The organism is Streptomyces platensis (assembly GCF_008704855.1).
GTDB classification, from domain to species: domain Bacteria; phylum Actinomycetota; class Actinomycetes; order Streptomycetales; family Streptomycetaceae; genus Streptomyces; species Streptomyces platensis.
This window is the reverse complement of the sequence record NZ_CP023691.1, coordinates 4,741,146-4,761,816: the sequence shown is the minus strand read 5'-3', so window position 1 is coordinate 4,761,816 and position 20,671 is coordinate 4,741,146. Positions and strand designations below refer to the sequence as shown.

Genomic DNA, 20,671 nt, shown 5'->3' with positions numbered 1-20,671 from the left:
CCCGCGGCCGGCACGGGGACCGGCTCGGCCGGCCCGATAGCAGGGGCGGACGGATCGACGACGGACGCGACAGGCTCGGCGGACCCCGGCAGCGCGGACGCCTCGATGCCGGACTGGGAGAAGCGCTTCCGCGCACCGCGGATCGGGCTGCCGGACTGGGCCGAGGACGCCCCGGACCGTTCCCTGTTCGTCTCGAACGCCACCGGCACCTTCGAGCTCTACACCTGGGACCGGGCCACCGGCAAGCAGCGGCAGGCCACGGACCGGCCGAACGGGACGACGGACGGGACGCTGTCGCCGGACGGCCGGTCGATCTGGTGGTTCTCGGACACCGACGGGGACGAGTTCGGTGTCTGGATGCGGCAGCCCTTCGAGGGCGGCCCGGATGAGCCGGCGACCCCTGGTCTCGCCCCCTCGTACCCGGGAGGGCTGGCGATCGGCCGGGACGGGACGGCGGTCGTCGGATGCTCCACGGACGAGGAGGGCTCGACTGTCCATGTCGTGCGGCCGGGCGAGGCGCCGGTGGAGATCTACCGGCACCGCGAGTCCGCGGGCGTCGGCGATCTCTCGCACGACGGCTCGCTGATCGCCCTCGAACACACCGAGCACGGCGATGCGATGCACTCCGCGATCCGCGTCGTACGGCCCGACGGCTCCACGGTCGCGGAGCTGGACGACACCAAGGGCGGGACCGAGGAGCTGGGCCTGTCGGTGATGGGCTTCGCACCGGTGGACGGGGACGCCCGGCTGCTGGTCGGACACCAGCGGCGGGGCCGCTGGGAGCCGATGATCTGGGACCCGCTGACCGGGGTGGAGACCGCCCTGGACATCGACCTCCCCGGAGACGTGGGCGCCGACTGGTACCCCGACGGGTCGGCGCTGCTGGTGGAGCACGAGTACCAGGCACGGAGCGAGCTGTGGCGCTATGAGCTCAGCACGGCGGGCGGCCACGGCGCCGCGGGCGGTGCCGGTTCCGGTGCCGATGACGCGGCCGCTGGGGCCGCCGGTCCGCTGTCCCGGGTCGAGACCCCGGCCGGCACGGTCTCGGGGGCCACCGCGCGGCCGGACGGCACGGTGGAGTTCCTGTGGTCGTCGGCGGCGCAGCCCCCGGAGGTGCGGTCGACGAGCGGCGAGGTCGTGCTGGACCCGCCCGGGATGAAGGCGCCCGGGTCGGTGCCGGTGCGGGACGTGTGGGTGGAGGGCCCCGGTGGCCGTATCCACGCCCTGGTGCAGCAGCCGGCGGGCGAGGGCCCCTTCCCGACGGTCTTCGACATCCACGGCGGTCCGACCTGGCACGACAGCGACGCGTTCGCCTCGGCCCCCGCGGCCTGGGTGGACCACGGCTTCGCAGTCGTCCGCGTCAACTACCGCGGCTCGACCGGCTACGGCCGCGCCTGGACGGATGCGCTCAAGCATCGCGTCGGGCTGATCGAGCTGGAGGACATCGCCGCGGTGCGCGCATGGGCGGTCTCGTCCGGTCTGGCCGACCCGGAGCGGCTGGTGCTGTCGGGCGGCTCATGGGGCGGCTATCTGACGCTGCTGGGGCTCGGTACCCAGCCGGACGCCTGGGCCGTGGGCCTGGCGGCGGTTCCGGTCGCGGACTACGTCACGGCGTACAACGACGAGATGGAAGCCCTCAAGGCGATGGACCGGACGCTGCTCGGCGGCACGCCTGAGGAGGTCCCGGAGCGCTTCGAGGCGTCCTCCCCGCTGACGTATGTGGACGCGGTGCGGGCCCCGGTCTATATCTCCGCGGGCGTCAACGACCCACGCTGCCCGATCCAGCAGGTGGAGAACTACGTCCAGCGCCTGGCCGGCCGCAGCCATCCGCACGAGGTCTACCGCTACGACGCCGGCCACGGCTCCCTCGTGGTGGAGGAACGCATCAAGCAGGTCCGCCTGGAGCTCGATTTCGCCCAGCGGCATGTGAACGAGAGGAGCTGAGGGAGTTCCTGCGGGAAGGGCCGGAAGGTCAGGTTGTCGTGTGGTGGGTCAGCACCGCGTGAGGGTCGCGGCCCTCAGGGGTGTTGTCCGGGGTGTGGTCCGTGTGGACTGTTGCGGCAGTGAGGCGGGGGACGGCGTGGATGAGGGCGTGTTCGGCCGCGACGGCGAGGGCGTGCGCGCGCACCACGGTCAGGCGGGCGTCGACGACGATGTCCGCCTCGGCCCGCAGGGTGTGGCCGATCCAGCGCATACGGACCTGCCCGACGCCATGAACGCCGTCCACCGCGCGTAGTGCGGTCTCGGCGGCGTCGATGAGTGCGGGGTCGACGGAGTCCATGAGCCGCCGGTAGACCTCCCGGGCGGCGTCGCGCAACACCATGAGGATGGCGGCGGTGATCAGCAGGCCGATGAGCGGGTCGGCCTGCTGCCAGCCGAGCGCCGCGCCGCCCGCGCCGAGCAGGACGGCGAGGGAGGTGAAGCCGTCGGTACGGGCATGCAGGCCGTCGGCGACGAGCGCGGCCGAGCCGATCCTGCGGCCGGTGCGGATGCGGTAGCGGGCGACCCATTCGTTGCCGAGGAACCCGATCACGGCGGCCACGGCCACGGCCCACAGATGGGTGACATCGCGCGGGTGCAGCAGCCGGTCCACGGACTCGTAGGCCGCCCATGCCGCGGAGGCGGCGATCGTCAGCACGATGGCGATGCCCGCGAGGTCCTCGGCGCGGCCGTAGCCGTAGGTGTAGCGACGGTTCGCGGCCCGGCGTCCGAGGAGGAAGGCGATGCCCAGTGGTACGGCGGTCAGTGCGTCGGCGGCGTTGTGGATCGTGTCGCCCAGCAGCGCCACCGAGCCGGACAGGGCGACGATCACCAGCTGGATCAGGCTGGTCAGGCCGAGGATGCCGAGCGAGATCCAGAGCGTGCGCAGGCCCTCGCGGGAGGTCTCCAGCGCGGCGTCGACCTTGTCCACGGCCGCATGGCTGTGCGGGGTGATGAGGTGGGCCAGCCGGTGCCGCATCCGCGCCAAGCGGCCGGAGTGGTGCGGGGGGTGCGGATGCTGAGAGGCATGGTCTTGCGCGTGGCCGTGCCCCTGCGCGGCACCGTGCCCCTGCGAGTGCCCCTGCGCGGAACCGCACCCCCGCACATCGCCATGCCCCTGCCCCCGCACATGGCCGTACCCCTCCGCCTGCCCCTGGCCGGACAGTCGGTCATCGCCCTGCGGCTGAGTGCCCTTGCCTGCCATAGGCCCTACCGTGGCACGCCGATTCGATTGCGGCTACCAGCGTGATACGTCCGCTGACCAGGTGCGACCTTGTTGCAGAAGCAGGTCCCCTGCGGTCGCGTGCCGACGCGGGAATTCAGGCCTTACCGGCCCGCGCCGCCTCGTCCTGGCCTTCGCCGCTGCCCTCGTCCCGGCCGCTTTCCGTCCGGCCCGAAGCCTCCCGGCTCACAGCCCCCACGCCACCCGTCGCCCCCACGTCACCATCAGCCCCCGCGGAGCCCTCCGGCCCCACGTCGCCATCAGCCCCCAGAGCCCTCTCGGCCTCAACCTCCACTCCAATCCCCAACGCCGCATCCCTGGCGGCCTCGGACTCGCGGCGGAAGAGGCGGAACCACATGAAGACGACGAAGCCGGCGAAGACGAACCACTCGCCGGTGTAGCCGAGGTTCTGGAAGGCCTTGAGGTCCAGTCCGCTGCCCTCGGCGGCGGCCGGGGGGACGGCGCGCAGCGGGGCCTGGGTGTCGGTGAGCGTGATCCAGGCGTCGTAGACGTCGTACGGCACGATGTTGACCAGCGACGCGGCGCTGATCATGGCGAGCCGGCCCGGTGCCGGCCCGCCGGCGCCCGGTACGCCGTCGCTGCCCTGGCTCTCGGAGGCCTGGAGTGCGCCGGTGACCGTCACCTCGCCCTTGGGCGGTGCGGGCACCTTCGCCGTGTCGGCCTTGGTGCCGGCGTCGCCGGGCAGCCAGCCCCGGACGACCGGCAGGGCCTTGCCGCCGTCCGTACGGAGCAGCGTGAGGACGTAGAAGCCCTGCCGCTCGCCGTGCTTGTCCTTCAACGTGCGGCCCGGTACGAGCAGTTGGTGTCCGGTGTCGTAGTGGCCGCGGGCGCTGGCCTGGCGGCCGGAGGTCACCTGGTCGACGGGCAGCAGCCGCTCCAGGGGGCGGGCGGCCGCGGTCTTGGCCCGGGCGGAGCGGTCCTCCTGCTGCCGGTGGCTGTCGACGCGGTCCTCGAAGCGGCTCAGCTGCCAGCTGCCCATGAAGATGCAGACGGGGATCGCCAGTACGGCGAAGACGTTGATTCCCCACCACCGCGGGGTCAGCAGGAACCGGTACACGCCCTCAACGGTACGGGGCCCGGCCCACGGGGCCGCACCGGCCCCTCCACGGTCCGGCCCCGACGGCCGGGACCTGGGACGTCGGTGTCACTGCGTCGCGAGCGCCTCGGTGCGGTAGACCGTTCCCGCGCAGGCGTCCGTGACCTTGGCATCGGCCGCGGCGGGTTCCCCGGCCTCCGGTGTGTGGCTGAGCACGATGCTGCCGGGCGCGGTGCCGCCGTCGCCGGGGCCCTCGCCGCCGCCCGCCTCGCCGCCGCCGTCGCCGGGCGGGGTCGCGGCGTCCGGGGACTGCCCCGGGTCCTTGGAGGCGTCGGGTGTCGGTGACGGGCCGGGGTTGGCGCATCCGGTGGTGCCGCCGCCGGACTCCGGGATCCAGGCGAACTTGACCTCGTACGCCTCCCCCGGCTTGAGAACCAGCTGGTCAGGGGTGGTGGCCGGGTCGGGCAGTCCGGTGGCCTCGTCGCCCGAGGTGTGGTCGACGACATGGACGCGGTCGGGACTGGTGGAGCCCTGGGCGACCAGGCCGATGCTGCCGCCGCCCTCGACGGAGCATGCGGTGCCGGAGGTGTTGACCACCCGGAACGCGCCGTAGACGCGGCCCGTGGCGTCCGCCGTGCCGACCGTGCTGGTGCCCTGGCCGAGCTGTTCCCGCCCGCAGGCCGGCGAGGTGACGTCCATGGTCTCGTCCGGTGCGGGGGTGCCGGCGCCCGCGCCATGGCCCGCGCCGCGCTTCCCCGGGTTCCTGCCCTTGTCCGCGGGCTTGTCCTCGCCGCGCTGCCCGCCGTCCTTGCCGGCCGGCAGCGGACCGGCCTGCTCGGTGCCTTCGCCGTGCGCCCCCTCGGCGCCGCCCTGGGGGAGCGTGCTGCCCGCCGCGTGGGCGGGCCGCTCCTCGGAGCTGCCGGCGAGGTGGGCCACATGGACCATGGCGGGGATGGACGTGCCGCCGAGCAGCAGCGCGGCCGCGGCGCCCACGACGGCGTGCCGGCGGCGCTGGCGACGGGCGGGCACCGCGCGGCGCAGCTGCTCCAGCGCGTCCGGCGCGGGTTCGAGGTCGCCGACGCGGGAGTGCAGCAGCCGCCGGAGATCGTCCTCGCCGCCGAAGTCGCCGCCGGTGGGGTGGCTTCGGCCGGGGCCGTCGCCGTCGCGGCCGCCGTTGCCGGTGCCGCCGCCGAAGCCGGAACCGGTGGGCCCGTCACTGCCGTACGCATGGCTGTCGGGCTCGTCACCGGCGCCCGGGGCACCCTCCGTGGCGCCGGTCGCACTGTCCGTGACAGCGATGTCATCCCCGCTGCCGGATACTTGGCCGGATTTCGCGCCCTGTCCGCAGGGATCGTCGGGCTGACGGCCGCCGTCCGGCTCACCGTCGGGGCGCTCTTGCGCCGCACGCGCCGCGGGGAGCCCACGCGTCACATCGGCGGACCGCGCGCGCATACCGTCCGGTTCGTCCGCGTCGCGCCGCGCCCCGAGGCCGGGAGTGCCACGGGCGCCGGGTGCTTCGTGGGTCCGGCCGTACGGGGTGCCGGGGCGGGCCGAGTGGAGCGGGCCGGGCCCGGGGGTGCCGCTGTGGTTCATGAGGTCGATCGAGGTGCTGGGGGACATCGGGGTGTTCGGGTGGAGCGTGTCGTACGGGCCGCAGGCGTCGTACGGGTGGTGCCGGCCAAACGTCGTGCCACTCATGCCGGAGCCTCCATCGCGACGCGGAGCGCCGCGATGCCCCGTGACCCGTAGGCCTTCACGGAACCGAGCGATATGCCCAGCGTCTCGGCGACCTGCGCCTCGGTCATATCGGCGAAGTAGCGCAGCACCAGCACTTCGCGCTGCCGGCGCTGGAGTCCCCGCATCGCCTTGATCAGCTGGTCCCGCTCCAGCAGGTCGTACGCACCCTCCTCGGCGCTCGCCATGTCGGGCATCGGCTTGGAGAGCAGCTTGAGCCCGAGGATGCGCCGACGCAGTGCGGAGCGCGAGAGGTTGACGACGGTCTGCCGGAGATAGGCGAGGGTCTTCTCGGGTTCGCGCACCCGTCCGCGCGCGGAGTGCACGCGAATGAAGGCCTCTTGGACGACGTCCTCACAGGAGGCGGTGTCGTCGAGGAGCAGCGCGGCGAGACCGAGCAGCGAGCGGTAGTGCGCGCGGTAGGTCTCGGTGAGGTGGTCGACTGTGGTGCCCGCTGCCATCGCGTCGTCAGTGTCCCCACGCTGAGGGGGAATCTGTGCGGGACGCGTGGTGGGCCAGGGAGCGATCACCGGCATGCCCCCGGCCACACGGGACCGCGGCGGGTGCACTGCCGCGCCGGCTGCGCCCGCTGGGGCGATGGTGAATCCGAGTACCTCTGCCACGCCTGTTGGACACGCTTCCCCCTATAAGGGTTGTACGCGCAAGGCACCGCTTTTGACGATGCATCAAATGCCCTCATGCGTACCAGCTCTTCCTGAATGCCCTGATTTGCCCCTACGTAAAGACCCCGACGCCCGAGGGACCCCCGTGCCCCGCGGGCACTCCTGAGGCCACCCCTGAGGGCGGCGACAAAGACGCTCCCCACCCAACTGCCGGTTGCAGTGCGGCGGGGAGCGAATGGTCGAACAGATCGTCAGCCCAGATCAAGAGGTACGGACCAGCGATTCGCTCACAGAATCTTCACACGCTCCACAAAGTATCTCCCAGGCGGGCGATGCACGACGGCCGATCTCGCCAACTCGCCCACCACGGCGCCCTGCACGACGGAACGCACGGCAGCAGAACGCCGCGGGGAGACCGGGAAAGCGGGAACGGCGGAGCACCGGGCCAGCAAGACAGTAAGGCACGCGGGGACCGGTCCGGGACCGGGCCTACCCCTGGAGTTCGGCCGCCACCAGCTCGCCGATCTGCGCGGTGTTGAGAGCCGCCCCCTTGCGCAGGTTGTCCCCGCACACGAACAGCTCCAGCGCCCGCGGATCGTCCAGCGAACGCCGCACCCGCCCGACCCAGGTCGGATCCGTCCCGACGACATCGGCCGGGGTGGGGTACTCGTCCTGGGCCGGGTCGTCGCTGAGGACGACGCCGGGGGCCGCGGCCAGGATCTCGTGCGCACCGGCGACCGTGACCTCGTTCTCGAACCGGGCGTGCACGGTCAGCGAGTGGGTCGTGATCACCGGCACCCGGACACAGGTCGCGGTGACCGGCAGTTCCGGCAGCCCCAGGATCTTGCGGGACTCGTCACGGATCTTGAGCTCCTCGGAGGACCAGCCGTCCTCCCGGAGCGAGCCGGCCCAGGGCACGACATTGAGGGCGATCGGCGCGGGAAACGGCCCCAGGGTGTCCCCGACGGCCCGCCGCACATCGCCGGGCGTGTTCCCCAGCTCCGTGCCCGACACCGCGGACAGCTGCGCCCGCAGGGTGTCGACGCCGGCTTTGCCCGACCCGGAAACGGCCTGGTACGAGGAGACGATCAGCTCGCTCAGCCCGTACTCGGCGTGCAGTGCGCCCAGCGCGACGATCATTGAGAGCGTCGTGCAGTTCGGGTTGGCGATGATGCCGCGCGGGCGGACCCGGGCGGCGTGCGCATTGACCTCGGGCACGACAAGGGGCACGTCCGGGTCCAGCCGGAACGTGCCCGCGTTGTCGATGACCACCGCGCCCTTGGCGACCGCGACCGGTACCCACTGCGCGGAGACCTCGTCGGGGACGTCGAACATCGCGACATCGATCCCGTCGAAGGCCTCCTCGCTCAGCGCGACGACCTCGACCTCAGCGCCCCGCACGGTCAGCTTGCGGCCGGCCGAGCGGGGGGAGGCGATCAGCCGGATCTCGCCCCAGATGTCGGCCCGCTCGGACAGGATGCCCAGCAGGACCGAGCCGACGGCGCCGGTGGCACCGACGACGGCGAGCTGCGGCTTGGCGGCCGTACGGGCGTCCGTCCCCAGCGTGTCAGCGAGGGACGGACGGCCCGCCTCGGCCGGAATCATCGACCGGTGCCGCCATAGACCACGGCTTCGTCACTGTCGGTGTCGAGACCGAAGGCGGTGTGCACGGCGCACACGGCCTCGTTGACGTCATCGGCACGGGTGACGACCGAGATGCGGATCTCGGAGGTCGAGATGAGCTCGATGTTCACGCCGGCGTTCGACAGCGCCTCGAAGAACGTCGCGGTGACGCCCGGGTTGGTCTTCATCCCCGCGCCGACCAGCGAGATCTTGGCGATCTGGTCGTCGTAGCGCAGCGAGTCGAAGCCGACCGCGGCCCGGGTCTTCTCCAGAGCGGCGACGGCCTTGCGGCCCTCGGTCTTGGGCAGCGTGAAGGAGATGTCGGTCAGACCGGTCGACGCGGCCGACACGTTCTGCACGACCATGTCGATGTTGACCTCGGAGTCCGCGATCGCACGGAAGATGCGCGCGGCCTCGCCCGGCTTGTCCGGGACTCCGACGACCGTGACCTTCGCCTCGGAGGTGTCATGTGCGACGCCCGAGATGATTGCCTGCTCCATCGGCTGGTCCCCTTGCGGTTCGTTGCTGACCCAGGTGCCCTTCAGTCCCGAGAAGGACGAGCGGACATGGATCGGGATGTTGTAACGGCGTGCGTATTCGACGCAACGGTGCAGCAGCACCTTGGAGCCGGAGCTGGCCAGCTCCAGCATGTCCTCGAAGGAGATCCAGTCGATCTTCCGGGCCTTCTTCACGACCCGCGGGTCGGCGGTGAAGACACCGTCCACATCGGTGTAGATCTCACAGACATCGGCGTCCAGGGCGGCCGCCAGCGCGACAGCGGTCGTGTCCGACCCACCGCGCCCCAGCGTCGTGATGTCCTTCTTGTCCTGGGACACACCCTGGAACCCGGCGACGATGGCGATATTGCCCTCGTCGACGGAGGTCTTGATGCGGCCCGGCGTGACGTCGATGATCCGTGCCTTGTTGTGCACGGAATCGGTGATGACACCGGCCTGGCTGCCCGTGAAGGACTGTGCCTCATGGCCGAGGTTTTTGATCGCCATCGCCAGCAGGGCCATGGAGATCCGCTCTCCGGCGGTCAGCAGCATGTCGAACTCGCGCCCCGACGGAATCGGGGACACTTCCTGCGCGAGATCGATCAGCTCGTCCGTCGTGTCGCCCATCGCCGAAACCACCACGACAACCTGGTTGCCGTTCTTCTTGGCTTCGACGACTCGCTTGGCAACGCGCTTGATGCCCTCGGCATCCGCAACGGATGAGCCGCCGTACTTCTGCACGACAAGGCCCACGTGCGCTCCTCGCAACTGTCTCTTCGGGAGTTTCCTCCCGGACCCCCGGAAATGGAGGTACTGCGGTCGGCTCAGTCTATCGAGCAGGCGGAGTCCGCCCTGCTGATACCACATCGTGAGACATGGGACTCACCCATTGATCACGGCAACCTCACCGTGTTCACCTGGCTCGTGCGTTCCACGTCCCGCGGCGGCTCCACAAGGCGCACCGTTGCGCCCGCTCGGCGAGCACATGCCCGCTCCAGGCCGGTACACACGGAAACGTAACCCAGGTCACAGGGTCCGGCCACGGCGAGGACGTCCATGGAGCCGGAGAATCCCGCCCCGGCGGCCGCCCCCGGGGCTCACGTCGCCCGCAGTCCCAGCGGCCCGGCGATCTCCGCCGCCATGACCTTCCCGGCCTCCTCGGCGAGCTGCTCCTCGTCGCCGGTGACGTCGCTGTCGGTGTCCAGGCCGTCCAGCTCGACCAGCGGCTGATCGAGGCGTACGTGGGCGACCAGCGACTGGAGCGCCCGCAGGGCGGCGGAGGCGGTCGGGCCCCAGTTGGAGAGGTAGGAGAACTGCCACCACCACAGGGCCTCGCTGACCCGGCCCGCGCGGTAGTGCGCCAGACCGTGCCGCAGATCGGTGATGATGTCGGCCAGGTCGTCGGAGATCCGGCTGGCGACCGGCTCGCTGCGCGGCACATACGGGTCGAAGACCTCGGAGTACACGTCCACCGGGTCGAGCAGGTTCGCGAAGCGCTCGCGCAGCTCGTCGACGTCCGGCTCCGGGCCGATGTCCGGCTCGTACCGCTCGTCCGGGACGAAGTCCTCATGAGCGCCCAGGCGGCCGCCGGTGAGCAGCAGCTGGGAGATCTCCAGCAGCAGGAAGGGCACCGCGCTGTCCGGCTCGTCACCCTTGGCGACTTCCGTCACGGCGACGATGAAGCTCTCGATCGAATCGGAGATCGATACCGCGAAGTCGTCCGGGTCCTGTGTCGCGTTGTGCAGCGTGGCATCAGACATCGAGAAGTCTCCTCCCTTCGAAGGCCCGCCCCAGCGTGACCTCGTCCGCGTACTCCAGATCGCCGCCGACCGGCAGACCGCTCGCCAGTCGCGTCACCCTCAGGCCCATGGGTTTGATCATGCGGGCCAGATACGTGGCCGTGGCCTCGCCCTCCAGATTCGGGTCGGTGGCCAGGATCAGCTCGGTGACGGTGCCGTCCGCGAGCCTGGCCAGCAGTTCCCTGATCCGCAGGTCGTCGGGGCCCACGCCCTCGATCGGGCTGATCGCCCCACCGAGGACGTGGTAGCGACCGCGGAACTCGCGGGTCCGCTCGATCGCCACGACGTCCTTGGGCTCCTCCACGACGCAGATGACCGCCGGATCGCGCCTCGGGTCCAGGCAGACCCGGCACTGCTCCTCCTGCGCCACATTGCCGCAGGTACCGCAGAACCGGACCTTCGCCTTGACCTCCATCAGCGCGTTCGCGAGCCGGCGGACATCGGTCGGCTCGGCCTGAAGAATGTGGAAGGCGATCCGCTGCGCGCTCTTGGGACCGACGCCGGGCAGCCTGCCCAACTCGTCGATCAGGTCCTGGACCACGCCTTCATACACGGAACGTCTTCTTTCTCTTCTGCCGTGTTGCGTACGCTAGTTGGCTACTCCTCAGAAGGGGAGACCAGGGATTCCGCCACCGCCCAGACCCTGGGCGAGCGGGCCGAGCTTCTGCTGCTGGAGCTGCTGGGCGCTGGCGTTGGCGTCCCGGACCGCCGCCAGCACGAGGTCGGCGATCGTCTCGGCCGTCTCCTCCGCGGAGTCGGTGTCGACCGCCTTGGGGTCGATGACCAGGCCCTGGAGCTCTCCGGAGCCGGTCACCGTCGCCTTGACCAGACCGCCGCCCGCGGAACCCTCGACGGGTGTCTCCGCCAGTTCCTGCTGGGCTGCCGCGAGGTCCTGCTGCATCTTCTGGGCCTGCTGAAGCAGCTGCTGCATATTGGGCTGACCACCGGGGATCACGACGTGACTCCTGCCATACGACAACGATTGGTGCGGTAGCCCGAGCCTACGTGTTTCACGGGCCCCGCGCCCTACGCCGTAGGGAGGAGCACGGATGTACGCCGGGCGTACGCCCGGTTACCCGCTTTCGCCCCTCCCACCCCGCCTACGTGGTGCCGGGTGGCGCCTACTCGTTGTTGAACTCTTCCAGCACCGTCGCGCCCAGTTCGCGCACGATCAGGTCGTGTCCGCTGAGCGCGGAGTCGACGAGATCGGCGTCGTCCTCGGCCGGCATGTCGTACTCGATGGACGTCGGCGGGGGCTCCGGCGCGCGGTACGAGGACTCCGCCGCGGGCGCGCTCTGTCCACCGCCCCCGGAGGACGGGGCGGAGACGGCCTCCCGTGCCAGCCGCGCGCCCTGGCTTCCGCCGCCGCTGCCGCCGCCGTCCTGCCCGTACTGGCCGCCCGACGACGGGGGCGCCGACGGACCGCTCTGCTGGGGCGGGGACTGCGGCGCGCTCTGCTGCGGCGCGGCGGGCGCACCGCCGCCGAAGCCGCCGCCCCCGCCGCGGGGGCCACCGCCGGCCGGTGGACCGGCGCCGCCCGACGGGTCGACGATCGCCTCGACCCGCCACTGCACCTGGAACCGCTCGGCCAGCACGTCCTTGAGAACGTCCTCGCTGCCGCCGTTGGCGAAGCTGTCGCGGGCGCCGGCGTTGGGGAAGCCGATCTGGAGCGTGGTGCCGTCGAAGCCGGAGACCTGGGCGTTCTGACTCAGCAGGATCCAGGTGAAACGGCGGCGGTCCTTCACCGCTTCCAGGATGTCCGGCCACATCTGCCGCACCTGGGCGGCACCCTGCGCCGCCCCCGGGGCCGCGGCGGCCGCGGACGGCTGCGGGGACGCGGGCGCGGGCGCCCCGGCCGGCGGTCCGGACGCGGCCGGCGGCGCGGCGGGAGCCCCGCTCTGCGGCGCCTGACCACCCTGCCCCGGCGCCACGGCCGTGGGCCAGCCACCGGGCTGCCGGCCGGCACCACCGCCATGGCCGGCCGCGGGGCCGCCGCCGGGGGCGTTACCCGCGCTTCCGGGCCAGGCGCCGGGCCGGGGGGCCGCTGCCTCACCGCTCTGGGCGCCCTGGCCGCCTTGGCCGCCTTGGCCGGCCTGCGGAGCGTCCGCGGGGGCGCCGCCAGTCCCACTGCCCGCACTTCCGGGCCAGGCGCCGGGCCGCGGGGCCGCCGCCTCACCGCCCTGGCCGCCCTGGCCGCCCTGGCCGCCCTGCGGAGCGTCCGCCGGACCGCCCTGGGGCGCACCCGGGCCACCGCTGTCGCCTGGCTGCTGTCCGCCACCGGGCGCGGCCACCGGCCCGCCGGAAGCCCCGGCACCGGCCGTCGGCGCCGCCGGGGCGGCGGCTGGCGCCCCTGCCCCACCGGCCGGGCCGCCGCTCACCGCGCCCCGCACCGCGGCCCGTGCGGCCGCCGGGCCGGACGGTCCCGCGGGCATCGGCGGATGAGCCTCCGGCCCCGGCACATAACCGGCCGCGGGCCCGCCACCGGACGCCACCACGGGCGGCGCCCCGATCCCGGGGCCTCCCCCGGAGCCCGGCCCACCGACCGTGCCGCCGGCCCCGCCCAGCAGTGCCGCGCCCGCACCGCGCTCCAGACGGTCGAGCCGTGCCTGCACCGACCGCTCGTCGTCGTACGCCGCGGGCAGCAGCACCCGGGCACAGATCAGCTCCAGCTGGAGCCGCGGCGAGGTCGCCCCGCGCATCTCCGTCAGACCCGCATTGACCAGGTCGGCGGCCCGGCTCAGCTCGGCCGCCCCGAAGACGGACGCCTGCGCCGTCATCCGCTCCACGACATCCGCGGGGGCGTCGATCAGCCCCTTCTCCCCCGCGTCCGGCACGGCCGCCAGGATCACCAGATCCCGCAGCCGCTCCAGCAGGTCCGCGACGAAGCGCCGCGGGTCGTTGCCGCCCTCGATGACCTGTTCCACGACCTCGAAGGCCGCCGCGCCGTCCCCCGCGGCGAACGCCTCCACGATCGAATCCAGCAGCGACCCGTCGGTGTACCCGAGCAGCGCCGTGGCCATGGCATACGTCACACCGTCCGCGCCGGCACCGGCGAGCAGCTGGTCCATCACGGACATCGAGTCCCGCACCGACCCGGCTCCGGCCCGCACCACCAGCGGCAGCACCCCGTCCTCGACCCGGCTCGCCTCCCGGCCGCACACCTCCGCCAGGTAGTCCCGCAGCGTCCCCGGCGGCACCAGACGGAAGGGGTAGTGATGCGTACGCGACCGGATCGTCCCGATGACCTTCTCGGGCTCTGTGGTCGCGAAGATGAACTTCAAATGCTCCGGCGGCTCCTCGACGACCTTCAGCAGGGCGTTGAAGCCCGCGGAGGTCACCATGTGCGCCTCATCGATGATGTAGATCTTGTAGCGGCTGCTGGCCGGCCCGAAGAACGCCTTCTCCCGCAGCTCACGGGCGTCGTCCACGCCACCGTGGGACGCCGCGTCGATCTCGATCACATCGATGGAGCCCCGGCCGTTCCTGGCCAGGTCCACACACGACTGGCACGTGCCACAGGGTGTGGGGGTGGGACCTTCCTCACAGTTGAGGCAGCGCGCCAGGATCCGCGCACTCGTCGTCTTGCCGCAGCCGCGCGGGCCGCTGAACAAATAGGCGTGGTTGACCCGGTTGTTCCGCAGAGCCTGCTGGAGCGGATCGGTCACGTGCTCTTGCCCGATGACCTCGGCAAAGGTCTCGGGCCGGTAGCGGCGGTACAGCGCAAGGGACGACACGCATACGACGATATCGGGCCGCACTGACAACCGACGGGGCCCCGCAAACGCAAGCGCCCCCCACGCACCCGCCAGAGCCAACCTACCCTTGCTGCCTTCCGGCCCTGGGGGAGTTCAGTCAGATAGCGCCACGTGAGGGGCTGCGCACCACACTAGCGGATCCCCCACCCAAGAAACGAACCCGACCCCGCCCCCGGCCCACTCCCCACCCCCGCCATCCCCTCGCGAAGGATCATGGTCGCGAGCACTCCCCAACGTCTTGTATTGTTTGCGGCGGAGGATTCGCCTAGTGGCCTAGGGCGCACGCTTGGAAAGCGTGTTGGGGGCAACCCCTCACGAGTTCGAATCTCGTATCCTCCGCCATTGCTCTCACCGGGCAATACGCAGAAGGCCCCGACCGGGAAACCGGCCGGGGCCTTCTGCGTTCTCTGGTCGCAAGTGCCGCGGCGGCAACCCCGTCGGATGTGTGGCGCGGCGGCTGTGCGCGGATGTGCCTGTGGGCCCGACGTCGTTTCGGAACCACAGGTACGGAACGCCTCGGCGGGGGTCAGCGGCACAAGGCGGTATCCACCGCGCGTTCGAGACTCCTCCGGGCCGCCTCGCCGGTGAACTGCATGGTGACCGCCACATTGGCGGCGCGACCGTCGTCGGTGGCGCCGCCGCGGGTCTCGTACCCCGGAAAACTGCCGCCGTGGCCCCAGGCCAGGCCGCCGCACGGCAGCGGCCTGCTGACGAGTCCCAGACCGTAGCGGGCGCCCGGGCCGAAGGTCGCTTCGGCCGGGACCGTGGCGCGCATCTGGACAAGCTGGGCCGCGGGCAGGAGGCGGCCGGCCAGGAGCGCGGTGAAGAAGCGGTTGAGGTCGGAGTTGGTGGAGATCATCTGTCCTGCCGCCCAGCCCCAGGAAGGGTCCATCTCTGTGATGTCGCGCAGCGGCGTCCCCGCCGGCTCCTGGTAGTAGCCGTGCGGGTGAGGCTCTCGGATGCGCACGTCACCCGGAGCGGGGAAGTAGGTGTGGCGCAGCCCCATGCGCTTGATGATGCGGCGATCGATCTCGTCGGCGAGAGGGCGGCCGGTGACCTTCTGGACGATCAGGCCGGCGAGCACGTAGTTGGTGTTGCTGTACTTCCAGCTCTTCCCGGGGACGAATTCGGCCGGGTGGCGGAGAGCTGTGGCGAGCAGTTCACGGGGGTCGTAGTACCGGACGTCGTCCCCGAGGCGGTTGCTGTAGTCGGGAAGTCCGCTGGTGTGCTGGAGGAGTTGGCGGACGGTGATGTGCCGTCCGTCGATGCCCTCGCCGCGGACGAGGCCGGGCAAGTAGGTTTCGACGGTGGCGTCCAGGCCCAGTCTCCTCTCCGCGACGAGCTGGAGAACGACGACCGCGACGAAGGTCTTGGTGTTGCTGCCGATCCGCACCTGCCCGTCGACGGGTACCGGCGCGCCTGTGGCCAGGTCACCGATCCCCGCGGTGTAGGTCCGGTTGCGGCCGCCAGGGCCCTTGACGCTCGCCGACGCGGAGGGCGTCCCGCCGTCGCGCACCAGCGCGTTCAGGCTCTGCTGGACGGCGTCCGGCCTGGCCGCTGAGGCGGCGGGCGGGACCAGGGCCCCCAGCGTCATCACACCGATGGTCACTGCGGCTGCGGCAGGCAGGATCTGTCGCCGCGTGCCGTGCTGCCGGCCCGTCGAGCGGAATACTCGCCGCTTCTGTCCGCCCATGAGTCAACTCCTGAGGAATCGCTGGATCGTCGTTCGGGTTGCCCTTTGAGTGATTCATCCGCACAGGGCCCTGTCCACGGCGTCGTTCACGTGCCGTGCCGCCGCCTTGTCCGTCGGGATGCTGGTGACCGCGACGTTGGCGGCGCGGCCGTCGTCGGTGACACCGCCCCGCGTCTCGTACCCCGCGATGTCACCGCCGTGGCCCCAGTAGACGCCGCCGCACGACAGTGGCCTGCTCGTGAGCCCCAGTCCGTAGCGGAGGCCGGAGGTCCCGGCGGGGATGGTCGTGCGCATCTCGGCGAGCTGGGCCGCCGGGAGGAGGCGGCCGGCGAGGAGCGCGGTGAAGAAGCGGTTGAGGTCGGAATTGGTGGAGATCACCTGGCCTGCGGCCCAGCCTGCGGAGGGGTCCATCTCCGTGAAGTCGCGCAGCGGTCCGTCCGCCGGGCTGCGGTGGTAGCCCCGGGGGTGCGGCTCTCGGATGGTCATCTCGCCGGGGGCGGGAAAGTACGTGTGACGCAGCCCGATGCGCTTGATGATGCGCCGGTCCATCTCCTCGGCGAGGGGGCGGCCGGTGACCTTCTCGACGATCAGGCCGGCCAGGATGTAGTTGGTGTTGCTGTACCCCCAGGTCTCCCCCGGAGCCGCGTCGGCCCGGTGCCTGAGCGCGAGGTCAAGCAGCTCGCGGGGCTCGAAATGCCGGTTCCTGATCTCGTCGTCGTCGAGGTGGATGCCGTAATCGGGGAGTCCGCTGGTGTGCTGGAGGAGGTGGCGGACCGTGATGCGGCGCCCGTCGATACCCTCGCCGCGGACGAGGCCGGGCAGGTAGGTGTCCACGAAGGCCTTGAGGTCGATCTTTCCCTCGCCGACGAGCTGCAGCACCACAACCGCCGTGAACGCCTTGGTGTTACTGCCGATCCGCACCTGGCCGTCCCTGGGCACTTTCGAGCCGGTGGTCAGGTCGCCGACTCCCGCGGTGTAGCTGCGGGTGCGGCCGTTTCGGCCCTGGACGCTCGCCAGCGCGGCAGGCATCCCGTCGTCGCGCACCAGCGTGTTCAGGGCCTGCTGGACGGCGTCCGGCCTGGCGGCGGCATCAGCGGAGGCGGCGGGCGGGGCGAGGGAACCCAGCGTCATGACACCGATGGCCACCGCGACCGCGGCCGAAACGGCTCGTCGGCGCCGACCGCCCTGCCGGGTCGAGGAACGAAGGCTCTGCCCTGTCTGAGCACGCATGAGTCAACTCCTGAGAAATGGTTTCGTCGGGGCACGATCCTTGCTTCCAGGGCCTTTTGAACGCATCGCGGGAAAGCAGGAGGAATAGCTCCCCCTATGGGGGGAGGCCGCATGTGGGCCGCGCGGTGATACTGGCGACCATGACCAGGGGAATCCGGCTGCTGCTGCGCGGCTCCACGTACTCAGGTGTGCTGTTCGCCTATTGCGGGGCGTTGGCGAGCCTTCCGCTGCTGCCTTTCGCCCTGTTGCCGGCGCTGTCGTGGCGATCCGCACCTGAGAGCGTGCAGATCGTCCTGGTCCTGCTGATCTGGGCGGTACTGGTCGGCGTGGTCGGACTGGCGGGCCCCGTACGTCGAGCGCTGGTCGTGTCCGCCCGCCGGCTGCTGCGGGTACCGCTGCCGAATCCGGTGGCCGGTCACCGAACCTCCGGTTCACTCGGCCTCGACCGCTGGCGGACCCCGTTCTGGCTGGTGCTGCACGTGGCCGTCGGGTGGACGGGGGCACTGGCGAGCGGGGTGCTGTTCATCATGGGCCTCTCCCTGCCGGCGAACTGGCTCGGCGGCGAGGTGCGGGCGAGCCTGTTCGGCACGTCGGTCCGGGTGTCGGGCGGGTGGAGCTGGGTGGTGGCGGCCGTGTGCATCCTGCTGGCGGTCGCCGTCTGCGTACTGGTGACGAAGGCCCTGCGGTGGTCGGCGCCACGGCTGCTGGGGCCGTCGGCGGCCGAACGGCTCGCGCTGGCTGCCGAGCGGGAACTGCTGCTGGCCGAACGGAACCGGATTGCCCACGAGTTGCACGACTCGATCGGGCACACACTGACGGCGGCCACCATCCAGGCGGCGGTGGCGGGCGAGGTGCTCTCCGCCGACCCGGCGGCGGCGCGGGCCGCCATGCGCAGCATCGAGGAGTCGACGCGGGCCGCGCTGGAGGACCTGGACTACGTGCTCGGAGTGCTGCGCGAGGAACAGTCGGGGACGGCACCGACCCGGACCCTGGCCGACCTCCCCGAGCTGCTGGACCGCCTGCGGCACGCGGGGGCGATGGTGGAACCGGAGCTGTCGGGTGAGCTGGCGCAGGTACAGGGGACGCTCTCCCGGGCGGCGTACCGGATCCTCCAGGAGGGGCTGACGAACGCACTGCGCCACGGGGCGGGCGGCCCGATCGAGGTCCGGGTGGCGGCCGGGCCGAACGGTCTGGACCTCACGGTGGTCAACCGGACCGGGGCACGGACGGGGCCGGGCACGGGAGCCTTCCCGACCTCCGGCCACGGTCTGCCCGGACTGGCCGAGCGCGTCCGGCTGCTGCACGGTGACTTCCGGTCCGGCCCGGACGGGACGCAGCACTGGCGGCTGGCCGTCCGGTTGCCGGTACGGGCGTCGGCGTGAGGGGATCCGACGCGGGCGAAGGCATGGCCCTCCCCGCAGCCGCCGGCCCCACCGTCACCCTCCTGATCGCGGACGACGACGACGTGACCCGCAGCGGCCTGGGCATGCTGCTCACCGCACAGCCGGGGATCACGGTGGTCGGCGAGGCCGCCGACGGCGTCGAGGCGGTCGACCGGGCGCGGAGCCTGCGGCCGGACGTGGTCCTGATGGACGTCCGCATGCCGCGTCTCAACGGGATCGACGCCACCCGGCAACTGCTGGCCGAAGCGGCCGACCCGCCGAGGATCGTGGTGATCACCACCTTCGAGAACGACGGCTACGTCACCGCCGCCCTCAGCGCGGGCGCCAGCGGCTTCGTCCTCAAACGCCTCCCGGTCCGCCAGATCGCCGAGGCGGTACGGGTGGTGGCGGCGGGCGAAGCGGTCCTCTTCCCGGCCGCACTGGGCCGCATGGTCGCCGCCCGCCCGCTGGACTCCGCCGCGGCCCTGCCGCAGGCTGCCCTGACCGGCCGGGAGGAAGAGGTATTGCGCCTGATGTCCACCGGGCTCTCCAATCCGGAGATCGCGGCGTCCCTCACGGTGAGCCTGGAGACGATCAAGACCCACGTCGGAAACGTGCTGACCAAGCTCGGTGCGCAGAACCGGACCCACGCTGTGGTGATCGCGTACGAGTCCGGCCTGGTGGTCCCGCGCTTCGCCGGCTGACCGGCTTCCGCTCCTCTTCACGGTCGCCAGCCCGGATCTCCGGTCTGGGCGTCGTCGGCTGCTACGGGCTCCGGGGTGACCGGTTCGCCGGTGACGGCATCGATGAAGACCGTGGACTCGGCCCTCTGTTGTGGTCCCGGCGCGAGGGCAACCATCCATACCGGACGCCAGGCGTGGTCGACGCGCTGCGCGAGAAGCTTCACCGGGTTCGCCACCGAGTTGCCGGCTCCGCGTTCGGCCTGCTTCTTCGCGGCAGCCTTCGTGACGGTGGCCTCCGGGAGCTTCGGGTCCGGCGCACTTCGCGCGGCCATGCTCGTGACGCGACCGGTGGATGAAACGCTCACATCCAGCCGCATCGGCATCATTACTCCCTTCACGTAGCGGCGGTAAGTCAGCACGAAGGGGCCCTGCTTGCCGTGGAGAGCGGTAGCGGTGACCTTGGCGCCCACCACCTCGCCGGGAAACCACTTTTCGGCGAACCGCTCCCCGGCTGCGCGCCGCTCGGCCACCGAGAGAGATCCGGTGCCGCCTTCTCCCCTTTTCGGGGTGAGGCGTTCGAGTTTTCTGTCCGGCCACAGAGCAGCGACGGTCCCCCGCGAGGTTTCCACGGTCAGGCGCCAATGCCCGTCTTTCAGCTTTTCGCTGGAGCTCTGCGTGACCCGTGCTTCCTTGCCGTACAGCTCGGCTACCGTGCGTTCTATCCAGGCGTCTTGCTCGAGCATGTCCGCAGCCCGCGCACGCAAGCGCTGTGTTTCCTCTTCGCCGTGCATCGGTTTCACCGCGATGGCGAAGGATGCAGTGAACAGCAGAGCCCCTAGCGCGCCCGCGCCGGCACCCCACACGACATCTTTGCGGGAGAAAGGCGGGCGGCGCTTGTGAACCCACAAGACCGCGATTCCGAGAACGACACCGAGGATGCCTCCCAGGCTGTTCGCCTTGATGTCGTCATAGCTGCATGCACGGCCCATATCCGTCCAGGACTGCACCCATTCGATACCGCCCGTGAGCGCCAAGATACCGGCGAGGGTCATGACCGGGCGCCGGAAGAGCAGTACGGCGAAACAACTCATGGGGACGAACAGCAGGACATTGAGGCGTGCCGATTCGGATGCCAGGAAGGCCCCATCGGGCAGGCCGACATCGCAGATGCCGGCCTGCCCTGAACCTCCGCCTCCTGGCATGAGTGTCACGGTGAGCACGCCGGCCAGGGCCACTGCGAACAGCAGCGCCAGGCTGACGGATTGTCCCCTGGCCTTCGCCAGCAGGGCCGTCGGAACGCCCAGCAGTACCACGATGACCAGGACTGCCGGGATCAGGCCAGGGAGTGCACCGATGGATGCGTCAATCACCAGGTCTATCTTTCAGGAGGACG

16 protein-coding genes, 1 tRNA gene and 1 other RNA gene are annotated in these 20,671 nt (G+C 71.5%); 4 read left to right on the top strand and 14 right to left on the bottom strand.

Annotated features, from left to right (window positions below):
* The first annotated feature begins 105 nt into the window (after nucleotides 1-105).
* Nucleotides 106-1,944 carry a S9 family peptidase gene (locus tag CP981_RS21135; protein ID WP_208853069.1) on the top strand — a complete coding sequence of 613 codons (1,839 nt, stop codon included), beginning with the start codon at nucleotides 106-108 and terminating at the stop codon, nucleotides 1,942-1,944.
* A 28-nt stretch (nucleotides 1,945-1,972) separates the two neighbouring features.
* On the opposite strand, the gene CP981_RS21130 is transcribed toward CP981_RS21135, so the two are convergent.
* From CP981_RS21130 to ffs, 11 genes are all read right to left on the bottom strand, one after another.
* Nucleotides 1,973-2,959 (bottom strand): cation diffusion facilitator family transporter, encoded by a 987-nt coding sequence (locus CP981_RS21130; protein ID WP_085927812.1) that lies wholly within the window; start codon nucleotides 2,957-2,959, stop codon nucleotides 1,973-1,975.
* Between the two features lie 340 nt (nucleotides 2,960-3,299).
* On the bottom strand, nucleotides 3,300-4,280 hold the full coding sequence (locus CP981_RS21125; RefSeq protein WP_085927811.1) for an SURF1 family protein: 981 nt from the start codon (nucleotides 4,278-4,280) through the stop codon (nucleotides 3,300-3,302).
* 87 nt (nucleotides 4,281-4,367) lie between these two features.
* On the bottom strand, nucleotides 4,368-5,957 hold the full coding sequence (locus CP981_RS21120; RefSeq protein WP_085927810.1) for a hypothetical protein: 1,590 nt from the start codon (nucleotides 5,955-5,957) through the stop codon (nucleotides 4,368-4,370).
* A complete protein-coding gene (locus CP981_RS21115) occupies nucleotides 5,954-6,616 on the bottom strand; it encodes a SigE family RNA polymerase sigma factor (protein WP_371874001.1) in 663 nt (220 codons plus the stop codon). Before CP981_RS21115 ends, CP981_RS21120 begins: the two co-directional genes overlap by 4 nt.
* Before the next feature lie 489 nt (nucleotides 6,617-7,105).
* A complete protein-coding gene (locus CP981_RS21110; protein ID WP_244329728.1) occupies nucleotides 7,106-8,221 on the bottom strand; it encodes an aspartate-semialdehyde dehydrogenase in 1,116 nt (371 codons plus the stop codon).
* Nucleotides 8,218-9,489, bottom strand: coding sequence for an aspartate kinase (locus tag CP981_RS21105; protein ID WP_085927809.1), 1,272 nt, complete (start codon nucleotides 9,487-9,489; stop codon nucleotides 8,218-8,220). The genes CP981_RS21110 and CP981_RS21105 overlap by 4 nt, the downstream gene beginning before the upstream one ends.
* A 344-nt stretch (nucleotides 9,490-9,833) precedes the next feature.
* Nucleotides 9,834-10,496 carry a DUF5063 domain-containing protein gene (locus CP981_RS21100; protein WP_085927808.1) on the bottom strand — a complete coding sequence of 221 codons (663 nt, stop codon included), beginning with the start codon at nucleotides 10,494-10,496 and terminating at the stop codon, nucleotides 9,834-9,836.
* On the bottom strand, nucleotides 10,489-11,088 hold the full coding sequence (gene recR, locus CP981_RS21095; protein WP_018089931.1) for a recombination mediator RecR: 600 nt from the start codon (nucleotides 11,086-11,088) through the stop codon (nucleotides 10,489-10,491). Before recR ends, CP981_RS21100 begins: the two co-directional genes overlap by 8 nt.
* Before the next feature lie 51 nt (nucleotides 11,089-11,139).
* Nucleotides 11,140-11,490 (bottom strand): YbaB/EbfC family nucleoid-associated protein, encoded by a 351-nt coding sequence (locus tag CP981_RS21090; protein WP_078889642.1) that lies wholly within the window; start codon nucleotides 11,488-11,490, stop codon nucleotides 11,140-11,142.
* Nucleotides 11,491-11,656: 166 nt separating this feature from the next.
* The gene (locus tag CP981_RS21085; protein WP_085927807.1) at nucleotides 11,657-14,269 is read right to left on the bottom strand and encodes a DNA polymerase III subunit gamma and tau; all 2,613 of its coding nucleotides are present in this window, start codon (nucleotides 14,267-14,269) and stop codon (nucleotides 11,657-11,659) included.
* Nucleotides 14,270-14,315: 46 nt separating this feature from the next.
* Nucleotides 14,316-14,414: signal recognition particle sRNA small type (gene ffs, locus CP981_RS21080), an RNA gene on the bottom strand.
* 130 nt (nucleotides 14,415-14,544) lie between these two features.
* Here ffs and CP981_RS21075 point away from each other — a divergent pair.
* Nucleotides 14,545-14,632, top strand: a tRNA-Ser gene (locus tag CP981_RS21075).
* 184 nt (nucleotides 14,633-14,816) lie between these two features.
* Here the strand turns inward: CP981_RS21075 and CP981_RS21070 are convergent.
* Nucleotides 14,817-15,983 (bottom strand): serine hydrolase domain-containing protein, encoded by a 1,167-nt coding sequence (locus tag CP981_RS21070; protein WP_085927806.1) that lies wholly within the window; start codon nucleotides 15,981-15,983, stop codon nucleotides 14,817-14,819.
* Between the two features lie 54 nt (nucleotides 15,984-16,037).
* Complete coding sequence (locus CP981_RS21065) at nucleotides 16,038-17,213, bottom strand: serine hydrolase domain-containing protein (protein WP_085927805.1); 1,176 nt, start codon at nucleotides 17,211-17,213, stop codon at nucleotides 16,038-16,040.
* Between the two features lie 140 nt (nucleotides 17,214-17,353).
* On the opposite strand from CP981_RS21065, the gene CP981_RS21060 reads away from it, so the two are divergent.
* Complete coding sequence (locus CP981_RS21060) at nucleotides 17,354-18,595, top strand: sensor histidine kinase (RefSeq protein ID WP_085927827.1); 1,242 nt, start codon at nucleotides 17,354-17,356, stop codon at nucleotides 18,593-18,595.
* Between the two features lie 23 nt (nucleotides 18,596-18,618).
* Nucleotides 18,619-19,299: a response regulator transcription factor gene (locus CP981_RS21055; protein ID WP_085927804.1), complete on the top strand. Its 681-nt coding sequence runs from the start codon at nucleotides 18,619-18,621 to the stop codon at nucleotides 19,297-19,299.
* 17 nt (nucleotides 19,300-19,316) lie between these two features.
* Here CP981_RS21055 and CP981_RS21050 read toward each other — a convergent pair whose 3' ends face one another.
* The gene (locus tag CP981_RS21050) at nucleotides 19,317-20,648 is read right to left on the bottom strand and encodes a VanZ family protein (protein ID WP_085927803.1); all 1,332 of its coding nucleotides are present in this window, start codon (nucleotides 20,646-20,648) and stop codon (nucleotides 19,317-19,319) included.
* Nucleotides 20,649-20,671 lie beyond the last annotated feature (23 nt).